We start from the raw sequence: 14,988 nt of genomic DNA on the forward strand, positions 1-14,988 counted from the left end.
TGGTTCTGTCTCAAGTACTTTAGTACCAAAACAAGTGTCCAGGTGGGATATTTGTAGTACGCTAACTTCTGACTAGGCTAAGCTAGACTCATTGAATCGCCTTCCTAGCCTCAGAGATGCATGCGCGATAGCCATTGATATGTAGTTCTCTCGATTGAGAAAGTTGATTTTATGCCTGGGAACCGACAAGTCTTTAGTACAGCCGTCAATGCTGCCGACCGCTATCGCTGGGATAGCCAGTGGGAGACAGCATTATATGAATATCAGCAGGCGCTCAAAGAGTTCCCAGAAGATGTGACCGCGCGTAGTGGGGCGGGTTTCTGTTATATGCAGATGAAGCAGTGGCAAAAGGCACTCGAAGAATACGCCTTCGCGCTCCAGCGCGATCCAAGCAATGTCATTGCTTTAAGCAAGACCGCGGAACTCTATGGCATACTCAATAGACGCCAGGATGCGTATCAAGCTTATTTACACCTGGCAGATCTCTATTCTCAAGCTGGCCAGGGCGCGCGCGCCGAAGCAGCCTGGCAAAAAGCGGTTCAGCTTTCTCCCAGAAGTCCCGAGCCTCACGAGCGCCTGGCAAGCTACTACTTTGAAAAAAAAGATATCGCGGCCATGCTTCAGCAACGCCTGGCTGCCGCGCAAGGCTATATAGAGCAGCAGGATCTGGCCGCCGCACGTACACAATGCGAAGAAGTCTTAAGAGCCGATGGGTCGAACCTTCAAGCGAAGCAGCTACTGGCCCAGATTACAAATACCATGACAAATATCATGAATGGACCGCCAGCGGCAGCAGGTCCCCCGGGGAACCAGGTCTTTCCAGAGATCCAGGCCGCTTCCCCTGGCTCTGCACAGACACAGCAAGCAGCACAAAAAGCTCAAACACCTTTTTCCGATAATTTTCTAGCCGATACTGTTTCATCGGATAATATCAGCGGAGGTAACACTGGCATCATGGGTAACATGGGTAGCATGGGCAACTTCGGTGGGGTGGGTCCAGACTCATCCCAGGTACTCAATAGACCTGTAGGCGCGCCTCGCAATCGTATTACAGCTAACCAGGTCACAGAGGTCTTGAAGCAGGCCCAGATTTTTCAAGACCAGGGTCGTTTCAATGATGCTATCGACCTCTGTGAGCAGATTCTGGAGAGCGGCTTCGATAGGCCAGACGCCCGCTATTTTCTTGGCTGGCTTTATCAAGAGCAACAGCGCTGGGATGACGCAATCAACCAGTTCCAGTTGCTCCTTAACGATCCAGATTATGCGCTCTCTTGCTATTACGCACTCGGTCAGTGTTACCGTGCGCGTGGCGATTTGCGTACAGCCACCATCCACTTTGACGAGGCAGTCGACCGCGTCAACCTCGATGCACTAACCGTTGAGGAGTCTGACCAGCTGGTTCAGCTCTGTCAAGAGGCAGCAGAAGCCCACCGTTTGCTGGGCGAGCAAGAACAGGCCATGACGGTCTATAACGCCTTGCTGGGTTTCTTACGCAGCCGGGGCTGGAACGACAAGGTCGCGCAGGTGGAGTTCATGCTCCAACAGGCCCAGAACGCGCCTTTGCCAACGCGGCCGGTCACGCCGCCACCCGCGCAGCAGCCACCACAGCAGCAACATGCACAGACCATCTCTGAAGCCTCGACGATGATGTTTAATACCGCGAATATCAATAACGCGCTTAACACACCGCAGGCCCCTCAGGCACCCCAACAGCCACAGGCTCCGCAGCCCGCGCCTCAGCCTCAAGGTCAGAGCGTGGTCGGCGAGCTTCCCGACTGGCTGACTGGTATCATTGGCGAGAACGAGCAGCCACCACAGCCGGCATCACAGCCGCTGCCACAGCAGCCGGTCGCACAAGCGCCAACCTCGACATCCTGGCTCACAGATGATCCTAAGCCGGCTCCCGCGGCTGACAACCTGGCCCAGCCTCAGCAGCAGCCCGCGTCACAACCGCTGGCCCAACTACAACAACAGCAGCCTGCATCGCAGCCGCTGGCACCCAGCCATGTTCAGCCCTCAGCCGCTGAACAATTGGCCGCGCTCCAGCAGGAACTATCGGCACCCATTCAGCCAGTGGCGCCGATTCCTGCTCCGGCATCGGCCTCACAGCCAATGCAAGCGGTTCCACCTGTCCAGCAGCCTGCCGCGCCCGCTATCCCTACCGCGCAACAGATGCTACAGGCGCTGGGAACGCCTCCGCTGACCACCAGTGGAGCACCCGTTCCTCTCGAGCAGATGAACCTGATGCTGCCCGGCAGCACTCCCTCACAGGAGTATCGCGCCGTCACACCCGAGCGCAAGCAGTCAACCGAAGAGTTGCTGAGCCAGATGGCGGGAAACCAGGGCAATATGCAGGCAGCCGAGGCGGTTCTTGCCAGCACGGCCACGCTTCCCGAGAGCGTACGCTCGCAGGTTGTGCGCTCCATGCGCGATATCCAAAACTACATCAACCACGGCTTACTAACGCCCGCGACTGAGGAGTGCCTGAAGGTCATCGATATGGCTCCCCAGTACCTGGATGTTCACCAGGTGCTCTGTGAGATCTACGTCCGCCAGAACAAGATTGAGCAGGCCATTACCAAGTATGCCATCCTGGTCGATACCTACATTGTAAACGGGCGCATTGAGGATGCTATCGCGACCTATCGCCGCATCCTCCAGCTTGAGCCAAATAACCTGACCTATCGCATGCGCCTGATCAATCTGCTCTCCTCTCAGGGCAATAAAGAGGATCTCTTGCGCGAGCGCACCCTCGCCGCGGAATCCTACCTGCGCCTGGGCTATATGGATCGTGCGCTGACCGAGCTTGAGCAGGCCCTCCAGGAGAGCCCAACCAGCGTGCCAACGCGCCTCAACTACGCCCTGGCCCTGCAAAAGCTAGGCCGTAGTCAGCAGGCGGTAGCGGAGTACCAGCGTGTCCTCCAGGTTGATCCACGCAATATCACTGCCCTGGTGCGCTGGCATGTCGCCCAGGTCACCAATATTGGTGCCATCCGCGCCAACACACTTGAGGTGCTAAATCGCATTCGCTGGCAGTTGCGCGGCGAGGGGCAGAAGCACGCGGACACGGTTATTCGTGAGTACACCCAGACCGCCGATATCTATCCCAATAACGCCGATGTGCATTACTCTCTCGGCCAGGTCTACCAGCAGTGCGGAAACTTTGACCAGGCGCTCGACTCCTATGCACTGGCGAGCCGCGATAGCGCGGTAGAGGTGCTGGCGCGCGTTGGTAGCGCTCACTGCTATCTGCGCCAGGGCAAACCAGAGGCAGCCATTCAGCAATTCGAGCAGGCGCTACAAGCTGTGCGTCGCGCTCCTGCCTTGCTGGACCCCAGCACATGGGCTGCCCGCCCACGCGAAGAGGGTGAAGAGCACAAGGCACCCGAGGTCGAAATCTCGCTCTTGCTGGCCCAGGCCTACAGACGTAGCGGGCGCCAGGACCAGGCCGAGAATATCTTGCGCCAGGTCAAGCAAGTGCGCGCCGGCAACGACGAGGTCGCTTCAACCCTGGCGGAGATCTCGGCACGCCGCCCAGATCCTTCGACCGCCGTTCGTGAGTATATGGATCTCGTTCGCCACTACCGCCAGAGTCGTCAGATCGACAATGCGCTCAAGGTGCTCAACGAACTAGTTCACCTCGCCCCCCAGGAGCCACAGGCCCACGAAGAGTTGGCCGACATCTACATCAATCGTGGCCTGCTCGATGAGGGCATCGCGGAATTGCGCCTGCTAGTTGATGCTAACCTGCGCCGCAATAACACCGCCGAGGCCGCCGCGACGCTTCAGCGCATCGGCAGTATCTATGACGAAACGGGTGATAGCGAGGAGGCCCTGGCCGCCTTCTGCCGCGCCGCGGAGCTGGACCCCAACTCGATGGATCTGCTGCGTGAGGTAGTTGGCTTCTGCTTCCGCGTCGGGCATCCTCAGGAAGCAGCCAGGTACCAGGCTGTTATCGCTCGCCACTACTTCGAGACCCAGCAGGTCAAAGAGGCTGTGGCCGCGCTACAGCAGTTGATTACGATTGATCGCAACAACTTCGACGCCTACGATATGCTTGGTCAGACCTACCAGGCCGTTGGCGAGTATGAACAGGCCAGCCGCGTTTACCGCAATCTGGCCAAGATCAATCCCGGCAGCTCAATCGCTCGCGAGCGCCTGGCAACCCTCCAGGAGCTTCGCGCAGGTTTATAAGTCACAAACATAAAGAAGCGGTGGCGTCGGCGACGCCACCGCTTCTTTATGTTTGTGACTTATAATGTTTCGCGTACTACCTGGGCCAGGGCTTTGATAAAGAGTGGCGAGGTGTTGAGCGACTCGATGCGCGCGAAGTGGATGTTATGCTCCTCAGCCTGCTCACGTGCACCCACCTCGATATCATACAGGATCTCCAGGTGATCGGCCAGGAACTGCACCGGCGCGATCAGCACATGCTTGCGACCAGCCGCCTCCAGTTCGGGCATAATGTCGGCAAAATCGGGCTTGAGCCACTCCTCGGGGGTATGGCCTGCACTCTGATAGCAGAACATCCAACGATCATCGGCCAGGCCAACTTCTTTCGCGACCGCGGCGGCGGTCTCCTTGAGGTTGTTGATGTAGTTGGGCTCATTCTCGATGACGCGCTTCGGCATGCTATGGGCTGTCAGTAGCACTGGCACCTGGTCACGCTCCTCGGGCGCGAACTTCTCGTCGAGGGCCTGGCGTACACGCTCGGCAAGCGCCTGGATAAATAGGGGCTGCAAGTGCCAATCGCCAGCTACGCGCACTGGCATCTCTGGTCGACCAAGTTGGGCCGCGGCCTCGTTGATAGTACGCACATAGCCACCCATAATAATGGGCGAGAACTGGGGCGACATCACGATGCCAACAAGTTCGTCGGCGTTGCTGGCAACCTCGGGCATAACCTCGGAGATAAATGGACGGGAAAAGCGCATTCCGGCATCCACACGATAGTGCGCATCGCCGCCATCCTTATTCAGCTCCCCTTGCAGGGCCGCGGCCTGCTCGCGCGTGATACGCACCAGGGGCGAGCCACCAATCAAATCATAGCGGCGGCGAAACTCCACCACCAGGTCCGGCTCAGGCTCGCGTCCACCACGCACATTGCGCATATATTCAGGCACCTCATCGAGCGTCGATGGGGAGCCATAGGTCATCAATAGAACGCCAATATGTTTCTCTGCCATGGTCTCTATCCTTTATCTTTCTCTCTATCTTTACCTCTGGGTTTGTTCGTGGACTGCTTCTACCAGGCGGCGCAGCAGGTCGGCTTGCGAGCCGATGGGCATGGCATGCCCAAAGTTGAAGATGTGTCCTGGGCGATTCGCCGCGCGGCGCAGGACATCGCGCATATGCTCTTCAATGACAGGCCAGGAGGTTAACATCAACGCGGGATCGAGGTTGCCTTGAATGCCGCGTTCATAGCCGATCCGCTCCCAGGCGGTATCCAGGTCCATGCGCCAGTCAATGCTCATCACATCGCCACCCGCCTCAGTCATAACATTGAGCAGGGAGGCCGTGCCTGTGCCAAAGTGAATGGCGGGCGCGCCAGTCGCTTTGACAGCCTGGAAGACACGCTGCGTATAGGGCAGGACAAAGGTGCGATACACACTGGGGCTAAGCGAGCCAACCCAGCTATCAAAGACCTGCACTACATTCGCGCCTGCCTGCACCTGCGCCACAAGGTAGTCGGCGATTACCGTAGAGATCTTCTCCATCAGCGCGTGCCATAGATCGGGGCGGCTATACATCATAGCCTTGGCATGGCGATAATCGCGCGAGGGGCGTCCCTCGATCAGGTAGCACGCCAGGGTAAAGGGGGCGCCCGCGATACCAATCACCGCCTGTTTGCCTTCGAGCTCACGGCGAATCAGGCGAATTCCATTCATGACGAAGGGCGTCACCTCGTCCCGGGCAGGCGTACGCAAGGCCTCGACGGCCTGTATATCGCGGATAGGATGGTGAATGATGGGGCCAACCTCCGGCTCCAGGTGCAGTTCAACGCCCATCTCTTCGATAGGTAGCATGATATCCGCGAAGAGTACGGCGGCATCTACACCCAACTCCTGGACGGGGAAGAGCGCGACCTGTGAGCTTAGTTCGGGCGTTTTGGCGATGGTGAGGACATCATATTTCTCCAGCATCTTGCGGTACGCGCCAAAGGTGCTGCCAGCCTGGCGCATAAACCAGACCGGGGTCGCATCGGGCTGGCGGCGCTCACAGGCGGCCATAAAGCGTGCCAGACCGGTATGTTCTGACACGGTTGAGAGGTTCTTCTTCTCTGCTGACATAATAGCTCTGCTCCTCCCTACTACCTCTGCGTCTCGGCGTGAACGGCCTCGACCAGCTGGCGCAAGAGATCTGGATTGGTGGGAGGCAATACGCCATGCCCCAGGTTAAAGATGTGCCCCGGACGATTGGCCGCGCGCTTCAAGACATCGCGCATGGCACTCTCAATCACCGGCCACTCAGTTAGAAGCAGGATGGAATCCAGGTTTCCCTGTACGCCGTGCTCAAAGCCGACGCGCTCCCAACCTTCATCAAGCTCCACATGCGAATCCAGGCCAATAATATCTCCGCCCGCCGCGGTCATCGACTCCAGCAAGGCACTTGTGCCAGTACCAAAGTGGATCGCGGGGATACCTGTCTGCTTGACACTGTCAAAGATACGGCGTACATACGGCTGTACATAGCGCTCGTAGGCGCTGGGGCTAAGCGCGCCAACCCAGCTATCGAAGAGCTGTACGACATCGACGCCCGCCTGCACCTGCTCACCAAGATAGCTCTGGGTGACCGTTGTTAATTTCTCCATCAGCGTGTGCCACAACTCAGGCTGGCTATACATCATGGCCTTGGCATTACGATAATCGCGCGAGGGGCGTCCCTCGATCAGGTAACATGCCAGGGTAAAAGGGGCGCCCGCGAAACCGATCACCGCCTGCTTTCCCTCAACCTCGCGGCGCACCATCTGGATCGCCTGCATCATATAGGGCGCGATCTCTGGTCCATTTGGGATGCGAATATTTTCAACATCCTGCTGGTTGCGAATAGGGTGGTGAATGAGCGGTCCAACTTCGTGGCGAATCTCAAATGAGACGCCCATCGCCTCAAGCGGCGTCATAATATCAGAATAGATAACCGCCGCATCCACGCCAAAGGTTTTGACCGGCATCAAGGTGACTTCCGCGCTCAACTCAGGAGTCTTGACCATCGTGAGCATATCATATTTCTGGCGTAGGGCGCGATATTCCGCGAGACAACGCCCCGCCTGGCGCATAAACCAGACCGGCGTCGCGTCGGGTTGACGATGATAACACGCGTCCAGAAAACGCGCCACGCCCGTGTGAGGAGGGGGCGTCTTCGCGGTAGAAGTAGCTGTATAATGCTGCATTGCTTCCATTAATCCTTGTATCGATCAGCCCGGTGGGCCTGATTCTGCGTCTTCTATTGCAGGGCCTGATGTCCTCTGCGAAATCTCTTCATATCATAGCGTGCTTTGCGTGTCCTGACAAGGATAAACCTACCAAAACCTGTTTGAGAATTACGTTTTTGTAGAGATTTTAATAGATTGATAATGTGATGCGCTTTGGCAGCCTCCGGCTGCCAAAGCGCATCACATTATCAATCTAAATTTCGTGGGGATATTGTTCGCGGGCGAGTTTTATGCGTGCCAGGTGCTGAGCATGGCGCTGGTCATGCTCAACCAGGAGTTGAACGAGCTGGGGAAAGTTGAGCTGGCCCTCGCGAGGGTGGCGATATACTCGCTCCCAGCCTGAAGGGGGAAGCTCCGCAAGGAACTGAAAGAGTTCTTCGCGACGCGCGGCCATACCAGCCATGATCGCTTCGAGGGTCGCTGGCAGCTCAGTATTTGCTCCAACCTGGGCTGGCCCCTCGATTTCAGCGAAGGAGAGAAGCGGGTTCTCCTCGCTCTGCACACGTTGCATCTGCTCCAGCGTTTCACCATCCGTTACATACAGGTGATAGGCGACCTGGATAGGAGACCACTCAACCTTACCGGGCGAGAGGGCCAGTTCCTCACGACTAAACTTTGCCAGTTGCCCGAGAAAAGCGATGCGCGCGGCAACTAACTGGCCGCGAAACGCCTCAAATAGATTCTGCTCATCTTCCACTATCTTCACCCCTCTAACAACTTAGAGTAGTGGTTGTATGCATGCAGGCAGCAGTAGATTGCCCGCATGCATACAACCACTACTCTGCATCTTCTTTCTTGACCAGGCGTGAATAAAGGCCCTCCAACTCATCCTGATCGTTAAAATGGAGCACAAGTGTGCCTTTGCCTTTGGCGTTACACTTAAGATCCACTTTGACCATCAGGGAATCGCGGAACTGCGATTCGAGCGACTCCAGTTCAGGTGTGCGACCCGATGTCGTCGTAATCTTCTTCACTGCGGCCTCGATATCTTGCGAGGCTTTGATGCGCGAAGCAAGCTCTTCGGTCTGGCGCACATTCAGGTGGAGTGCGATTACCTGGTTCATCGCGGTTACCTGGTCCTCCTCGCGCGTAATACCTGCTAAGGCGCGAGCATGGCCTTCTGTGAAGATATCTGGCTGATTGACCAGGGCCTCACGCAACTTGGGTGCCAGTTGCAGTAAACGCAAGGAGTTTGTGATCGTGGAGCGATCCTTCCCCACCTGGCGCGCCACCTGTTCTTGTGTCAGGCCAAAGGTCTGGACCAGCTCTTGATACGCCATCGCCTCTTCGATTGGATTGAGATCGGCGCGCTGGATATTTTCAATGAGAGCCAGTTCCAGCATCTGCTGTGGCGTTACCTCTTTGACGACGACAGGTACCTGCTTCAGGCCCGCCATCTTGGAGGCGCGCCAGCGACGCTCACCCGCGATGATCTGATAGCGCACGACCGCCTCATCGTTTGAGGCAGCCGCTGAAGTGGACTCGCCTGGCTCACCAAACCAGCTATCGCCCGTATCGGCGCGCTTTTCAACCTGGTCCAGACGTGCCACGACAATGGGTTGTAAGAGTCCATGCTCTTTAATGGAGGCACTCAGTTCGAGGAGTTTGGGATCATCATCGCGAAACACTTTACGAGGCTGCCGTGGATTGGGGATAATGCTTTCCAGAGAGACCAGGGGCAGAGCGCCAACATCGGCATTCGCGGCTGACGCCTGCTGTTGGGGCCCCATCACATCGGATGCGCCCGAGATCAGGGCATCCAGGCCGCGCCCCAGACCAAAACGTTGTTTAGCCACGAGCCATTACCTCCTCAGCGAGCGCACGATAAGCTAGCGCACCCGGAGACGTCGGATCGTAGTCCAGAATTGGCTGACCGAAGCTGGGAGCTTCACTCAAGCGGACATTGCGATTAATGATCGTTTGAAACGCCTCTTTGGGAAAGTGATTGCGTACCTCGCGCACGATGTCACCGGCCAAGCGGGTGCGTGGGTCAAACATGGTCAGCACCACCCCGGCAATAAAGAGCGATGGGTTCAACTTATTTTTGACAATATTCACGGTATTGAGCAATTGAGTAAGGCCTTCGAGCGCCAGGTACTCACATTGGATGGGAATCAAAATACCATCAGAGGCCACCAGGGCATTAATCGTCAGCAGACCAAGGGAGGGTGGGCAATCAATAATGATATAATCGCAGCGATCACGAATGGGCTGGATGGCGTCGCGCAAGCGATGCTCGCGCGCCAGTGCACCCACCAGTTCCACCTCGGCCGCGGCCAGGTCGACCGTGCAGGGGGCAACCACCAGTTCGCGTCGATCAGAAGGCACGATAACATCAAAAATAGTGATTGACTCATCCTCCTGCACCAGCAGGTCATAGAGCGTGTGTTGGCGTTTGCGATCCGTGACGCCAATCCCGCTGGTGGTATTGGCCTGAGGATCCATATCTAAGAGCAGCACCTTCCGGCCAGCGGCTGCCAGGTACGTGGCAAGATTAATCGCAGTTGTCGTCTTGCCCACGCCCCCTTTTTGGTTCGTGATTGCGTACACTTTTGACACGGATTACTTACCGTACCTTTCATCTCGCCATGCCAACGGAGACAAGCTAAGCATAACAGTTCAGAAACATTGTAACAAATGGGCCTGTCATAAGCAAGAATTCTGCCTTCTGTACTTTCTCACGCACGATATAGGCAGGCAACAGGAGTCGTTTGAAGACTAAGAAGATTAACAAAAAAGCGTTTACCGCATCTTATGCAGAACAATATACAGCATCAACGAAAGGCGAAAGACAAGATAGCGTGATATACGTTCCTAGAGGGTGACACGATTGCCGCCTGCAGGCATAGTAAAGCGCAGGAAGCCTCCGCCAGCCAGGCGAGTGCAGATGACAGCAATGGTATAGAAGGCTAATAAGGTGAGGGCAGTCTTCACTTCAGCCAGGGCAAAAGCACCAGGGGTCAGGTGATTTGGACCACCTTGCAGCATACGCAGCAACGCAGGTCCCTGTTGGATGCCCCCAAAGGGATTAACCGCCAGGCCAAGCCCAAGCGAGATCACCAGATCAATTCCCAGGCACCAGGCAGCCATCAGAGGTCCCAGGAACACAAAGCGCTTGCTCAAACGCTCACGCTTGGTAGAGGTCATGCGGCGAGCCGCCCAGATAGGCGGAACTATGTACTCTAAAAACATAAAGAACATAGGGGCCGCGACATAGGTCCAGTCTGGAAAGACAAGGGGGCTAATGAGTGCGCAAAGACGACCAAGAGTAAAGAGAATAATTCCTTCGATGAGACCACGCCGATAACTTACTTTGTTAAACAACATATGCCATAAACCTGTCTATAGATGCCTCGCGCGACCAGAAGAGCCAGTCCATGAGAGATCCTGCTACCAGGCGCCCCCCAGGCCGCCACCAGGACATACTGCCAAGTCCACTATACATAGGAAATGTCTACTGCGCCAAAATACTTAATGACATCCACAACTACCACCACCACACCCGCAGCCACCCATAGAGGGAGAATAGTCGTCTCCACCATCTTCCGCCCCACCACGCTGGGCAGCAAATACAGAAAGAAGGCGACGCACCTTTTCGCTATGACACTTCATACACACGACATCATCCGCGTGTTTATAGCTGACCAGCAACTCAAATTTGTTCTTGCAGTCTGGGCAGTAATATTCGTACAACGGCATGTAGAAAACACCTCCATGAAATATGGGGAAGACATTTTGATCCAAGAATATTGTAGTGCCTGCTCTACCCATCGTCAAGTGCGCAGGCATGGGATTATGCAGCAAAATCAGGTGTTCAAAACATCTCTGAATGTGATGAAGTTCTCTGCCAAATTGTGAAACACCTCATAACAAAATGCTACAATTCGCACTACCATACCTCCAGAAGTACCATTTACTCTTTGACTGGCGTGTAAAATGAGACATGGAGATCCGCTTCTCGTAGAAAAGCACTCTTAAAAGAAGTACTGTTAGTTAACATGCATACTATATTCTCTATGTTATGTTTCCTTTTAAGCTTGAAACACTTTTCTCGTGTTAAAATCACAGTTAAATGCTGAACAAAAAGGAGTGCCCAACATGAGTGGTAAATCGCAACGACGCCTTGTATCCACTAACTCTATGTGCTCTTCGCATCTCTTCACAATACTCACGCTTAGTCTGCTCTTCGTACTCGCAGCCTTCATTACCGCCTGCGCTAGCGATGGCGGCACCGGTCGCAACATCGCCAGCCAGACCAGCACAACGAGTAGCGCTACCCCAGCCAGTAGCGCTACAGGCTCCACCAATGGCAATGGCAGTACTGCCAATAATGGTGGTCAGCAGCCCACCAATACGGGAACCAGCCAGCCAGGCAAGGAGTATCATGTCAAGGTCTACTTCTCGAAGCATGGCCAGGATAGCATGACCCTGGTCTATCCCGTTAACCGGACCACTACAAGCCAGGCAGTTGCCACCGCCTCCCTGCAGTACCTGATCGCGGGTCCCGATGCCAGCGAGCAGGCACAGGGGTACTATACCGAGCTAACCTCTATGCTCAAGGGCGCCTCCACGTGTGGAGCGGATTTCACTATTAAGCTCAACACCAAAGGCAGTACTCCCGAGACAGGAACCGCCACCGTTCAGTTCTGCCGGGATCTCAGTTCAGCGGGAGTCGGCATGGATGCACGTGTGCAGTCACAGATCAATGCCACGCTGAAACAATTTCCCACGATCAGTAAAGTGATCATTCTCACGCGCAGTGGAAATTGCTTCGGTGATGAGAGTGGCGCGAATATGTGCCTCCGCTAGCTCTCACTGGGGATATGAGGAACGGGTGTGTGGCATAGGCGAATGCCCGTGCCACACACCCGTTCCTCATATCTTTGAACGCCGCAGGCGCGAAAAGTAAATGTACCATTCACATGCCAAAGATAGTACAATAGAGAGACACAAACGCGCGATTTTCCCATCTCCCCAAAGACTTCTTCAGGTGGCAGATGTAGCAGTAAAGAAGGATAATTTATGGCTCTCACAATTGGCATTATTGGTTTACCCCAAAGTGGCAAAACCACCCTATTTAACACCCTGACAAAAGCTGGGGCACCCGTCAGTGGTTACGCGACCAGCACCGTACAGGCGAACCTCGCCGTGGTCCAGGTGCCCGATACACGCGTAGATTCCCTCTCTGAGATCTTTCAACCTCGCAAGAAGACCTATACGACGGTCGAGTTTGTCGATGTGGCAGGCATGGGCCAGGCTACACAAGCAGCCAAAGAGAAGAAGGAAGGGCTGAGCGCGGAATTCCTCGGCCATATTCGTAACGCCGATGCGCTGGCAATCGTACTACGCACCTTCGCCAACGATAATGTGCCCCATGTGTACAACACGATCGATCCCATACGTGACCTGGATAGCCTGAACGCGGAACTGGTCATGACTGACCTCTCAACCGTCGAGCGCCGTATCGAGCGCACAAAGAAGGCCGCCAAGTCCGGTGATAAGAAATATCAGCAAGAGCTAGATCTCCTCCTGCGCTTGCAGGAAGCCCTCAATGAGCTGAAGCTCGCGAGAGAGGTTGAGATCTCTTCACAGGATAAGGTTGTCACCGACGAACTCTTCTTACTAACACTCAAGCCACGCATGTATGTGCTCAACACAAGCGAAGACATGCTTGGTTCGGCCAACGAGATCCTGGCAAAGATCGAGCAGGGCGAGGTCGTCGATCCCGAGGCAGTGCAGAAGGAGTTGAAGGGCATTGCGCAGGTGGCCCTACGCGCCAAAGAAGAGGGCGCGCAGGTCGTTGCCGTCTCGGCAAAGCTTGAGGCCGAGCTCTCTGAGCTCTCCGAGGAGGAGTCCAACGAGTACCTGGAGGCCCTGGGTCTGCCCCAGCTTGGCGCGGATCGCGTTATCCAGGTCGGCTACCGCCTGCTGAACCTGATTACCTTCCTGACCGCTGGCGAGGACGAAGTACGCGCCTGGACCGTGACACGGGGCGCGAAGGCACCCGAAGCAGCGGGCAAAATCCATACAGATATCGAGAAGGGCTTTATCCGCGCCGAGGTCACACACTTCAAAGACTTTATGGAGTGTGGCTCCTTCGCGGCGGCCACCAAAAAGGGCGTTCAGCGCCTGGAGGGTCGCGAGTACGAGATCCAGGACGGCGATATCGCTCACTTCCGCTTCAACAAGGGTAAGTAAACTAAAGAGTTGAGTAGCAGGCTGACCAGAGGGCACCTGCTACTCAACTCTTTACTCTAAACCTCTCTCTTATCTACGCTTGCGTAGTGAGACCAGGGCCACGCCTGTGAGAATAATCAGCATCGCAATGATGCCAACAGGCGTAATCTGTTCTCCAGCCATCAGGGCGCCCAGGCCAACCGCCACAATTGGATTGACATAGGCATAGCTCGTCGCCAGGGCGGGTCGGACCTTGCGCAGGAGATAGCCATACGCGGTATACCCTACCAGTGAGCCAATCAGGACCAGGTAGAGCATCGCCAGCCACGAACGAGTCGAAGGCCAGCCGCTTATGTGCTCGCCCAACCCCACACCTAACAGCAGAAGAGCCACGCCTCCACCCAGCATCTGGGTCGCACTAGCCATCAGACCTGAAGCCATAGAAAAACGTGAACTGAGCGCGGAACCCAGTGACCAGCAGAAAGGGGCAATCAAGAGCGCCAGGGCGCCCTGCGGATTGGTCCAGAATCCATGCTCCAGGTTCAGCATAATGACGCCGACAAAGCCCAGCCCCAACCCCAACCATTCGAAGCGTGAGGGCCAGCGCCCCAAAAAGCCAAAGATCAATGCCGAATAAAGTGGAACCGCCGCCAGGGCGATAGCCACGATTCCTGTCGCCACCCATTGTTCCGCGAATGAGACCATGCCATTGCTACATACCAGCATGAGCACGCCAATAATGGTCGCACCACCCCACTGTTTCCCGGTAGGCGCAGCATGCCCGCGCAAGCGCAGAAAAGCGTACAACAGGAGACCAGCACAGATAAAGCGTATACCTGCCATGAGAAAGGGCGGAAAGCTCTCAATAGCGATACGCATTCCAAGATAGGTCGAACCCCAGATAATATAGAGCGCGACCAGCGCCAGGCCCACCCCCAGTCGCTCACGCGAACTCAAGGCGGGCGCAGTGCTTTGCGCTGCAGGAGCAATAACCGGTTCAGAACGTGTCAATTGTACTTTGCTCATCAGATTTCCCAAATAGATACATAAACGTCTTTTTCATACAATAATCAGATATCACAGTCTTAAAACAGAAAATGCAAATACGTAACTTCTACTGTACCCGAGAAAGTGTTGCATTGCCACAGCCAATCCGCATCAAATCCCAACACATTGGCCTATATCTCCTGCCATCAGAGCACTGCCATACAGCCATCCCTAGACAGCGAAATACACATTACTCACTGGCGAAAATATTCATATCAAAGGCAAGCTTTCGAAGAAAGCGAACCCAGGGAAATACATCAATATGTGGTACTATGCTAGAGTAGTATGTGGCAGACAGCCAGATATCTCTTCCACTCATAACTCCAGCATGT

At 55.4% G+C, this 14,988-nt stretch carries 12 protein-coding genes; 3 read left to right on the forward strand and 9 right to left on the reverse strand.

The window, feature by feature from the left end; all coding sequences use genetic code 11:
- Positions 1 to 171: 171 nt before the first annotated feature.
- Positions 172 to 4,194 carry a tetratricopeptide repeat protein gene (locus JMJ16_RS36580; protein WP_201389655.1) on the forward strand — a complete coding sequence of 1,341 codons (4,023 nt, stop codon included), beginning with the start codon at positions 172 to 174 and terminating at the stop codon, positions 4,192 to 4,194.
- A 59-nt stretch (positions 4,195 to 4,253) separates the two neighbouring features.
- On the opposite strand, the gene hemH is transcribed toward JMJ16_RS36580, so the two are convergent.
- The 8 genes from hemH to JMJ16_RS57500 all read right to left on the reverse strand — a co-directional run bounded on the left by hemH (position 4,254) and on the right by JMJ16_RS57500 (position 11,221).
- Positions 4,254 to 5,186: a ferrochelatase gene (gene hemH / locus JMJ16_RS36585; RefSeq protein WP_201389657.1), complete on the reverse strand. Its 933-nt coding sequence runs from the start codon at positions 5,184 to 5,186 to the stop codon at positions 4,254 to 4,256.
- Positions 5,187 to 5,216: 30 nt separating this feature from the next.
- A complete protein-coding gene (gene hemE / locus JMJ16_RS36590) occupies positions 5,217 to 6,290 on the reverse strand; it encodes a uroporphyrinogen decarboxylase (RefSeq protein ID WP_201389659.1) in 1,074 nt (357 codons plus the stop codon).
- Positions 6,291 to 6,310: 20 nt separating this feature from the next.
- A complete protein-coding gene (gene hemE, locus JMJ16_RS36595; RefSeq protein WP_201389661.1) occupies positions 6,311 to 7,390 on the reverse strand; it encodes a uroporphyrinogen decarboxylase in 1,080 nt (359 codons plus the stop codon).
- Positions 7,391 to 7,625: 235 nt separating this feature from the next.
- Complete coding sequence (locus JMJ16_RS36600) at positions 7,626 to 8,129, reverse strand: DinB family protein (protein WP_201389663.1); 504 nt, start codon at positions 8,127 to 8,129, stop codon at positions 7,626 to 7,628.
- A 79-nt stretch (positions 8,130 to 8,208) separates the two neighbouring features.
- Positions 8,209 to 9,228 (reverse strand): ParB/RepB/Spo0J family partition protein, encoded by a 1,020-nt coding sequence (locus JMJ16_RS36605; protein ID WP_201389666.1) that lies wholly within the window; start codon positions 9,226 to 9,228, stop codon positions 8,209 to 8,211.
- Entirely contained in the window at positions 9,221 to 9,991 is a 771-nt protein-coding gene (locus JMJ16_RS36610; RefSeq protein WP_201370574.1) for a ParA family protein, read from the reverse strand. The genes JMJ16_RS36605 and JMJ16_RS36610 overlap by 8 nt, the downstream gene beginning before the upstream one ends.
- Positions 9,992 to 10,246: 255 nt before the next feature.
- A complete protein-coding gene (locus tag JMJ16_RS36615) occupies positions 10,247 to 10,759 on the reverse strand; it encodes a hypothetical protein (RefSeq protein ID WP_201389668.1) in 513 nt (170 codons plus the stop codon).
- Between the two features lie 144 nt (positions 10,760 to 10,903).
- Positions 10,904 to 11,221 carry an FmdB family zinc ribbon protein gene (locus JMJ16_RS57500; protein WP_374229143.1) on the reverse strand — a complete coding sequence of 106 codons (318 nt, stop codon included), beginning with the start codon at positions 11,219 to 11,221 and terminating at the stop codon, positions 10,904 to 10,906.
- Between the two features lie 309 nt (positions 11,222 to 11,530).
- On the opposite strand from JMJ16_RS57500, the gene JMJ16_RS36625 reads away from it, so the two are divergent.
- Both JMJ16_RS36625 and ychF read left to right on the forward strand, forming a co-directional pair.
- Positions 11,531 to 12,241, forward strand: a complete 711-nt coding sequence (locus tag JMJ16_RS36625; protein ID WP_201389671.1) for a GerMN domain-containing protein — start codon at positions 11,531 to 11,533, stop codon at positions 12,239 to 12,241.
- A gap of 213 nt (positions 12,242 to 12,454) precedes the next feature.
- Entirely contained in the window at positions 12,455 to 13,630 is a 1,176-nt protein-coding gene (ychF, locus tag JMJ16_RS36630; RefSeq protein WP_201389673.1) for a redox-regulated ATPase YchF, read from the forward strand.
- Between the two features lie 69 nt (positions 13,631 to 13,699).
- Here the strand turns inward: ychF and yedA are convergent, their stop codons facing one another.
- Positions 13,700 to 14,635 carry a drug/metabolite exporter YedA gene (yedA, locus tag JMJ16_RS36635; protein ID WP_201389674.1) on the reverse strand — a complete coding sequence of 312 codons (936 nt, stop codon included), beginning with the start codon at positions 14,633 to 14,635 and terminating at the stop codon, positions 13,700 to 13,702.
- Positions 14,636 to 14,988: the final 353 nt, after the last annotated feature.

Source organism: Ktedonobacter sp. SOSP1-52, assembly GCF_016587395.1.

Excerpts from the sequence above, each read along its gene's own strand:
- JMJ16_RS36625 (WP_201389671.1), top strand. The coding sequence starts at position 11,531 with ATGAGTGGTAAATCGCAACGACGCCTTGTATCCACTAACTCTATGTGC.
- JMJ16_RS36615 (WP_201389668.1), bottom strand. The coding sequence starts at position 10,759 with ATGTTGTTTAACAAAGTAAGTTATCGGCGTGGTCTCATCGAAGGAATT.
- hemE (WP_201389659.1), bottom strand. The coding sequence starts at position 6,290 with ATGTCAGCAGAGAAGAAGAACCTCTCAACCGTGTCAGAACATACCGGT.
- yedA (WP_201389674.1), bottom strand. The coding sequence starts at position 14,635 with ATGAGCAAAGTACAATTGACACGTTCTGAACCGGTTATTGCTCCTGCA.
- JMJ16_RS36580 (WP_201389655.1), top strand. The coding sequence starts at position 172 with ATGCCTGGGAACCGACAAGTCTTTAGTACAGCCGTCAATGCTGCCGAC.
- hemH (WP_201389657.1), bottom strand. The coding sequence starts at position 5,186 with ATGGCAGAGAAACATATTGGCGTTCTATTGATGACCTATGGCTCCCCA.
- JMJ16_RS57500 (WP_374229143.1), bottom strand. The coding sequence starts at position 11,221 with ATGCCTGCGCACTTGACGATGGGTAGAGCAGGCACTACAATATTCTTG.
- hemE (WP_201389661.1), bottom strand. The coding sequence starts at position 7,390 with ATGCAGCATTATACAGCTACTTCTACCGCGAAGACGCCCCCTCCTCAC.
- ychF (WP_201389673.1), top strand. The coding sequence starts at position 12,455 with ATGGCTCTCACAATTGGCATTATTGGTTTACCCCAAAGTGGCAAAACC.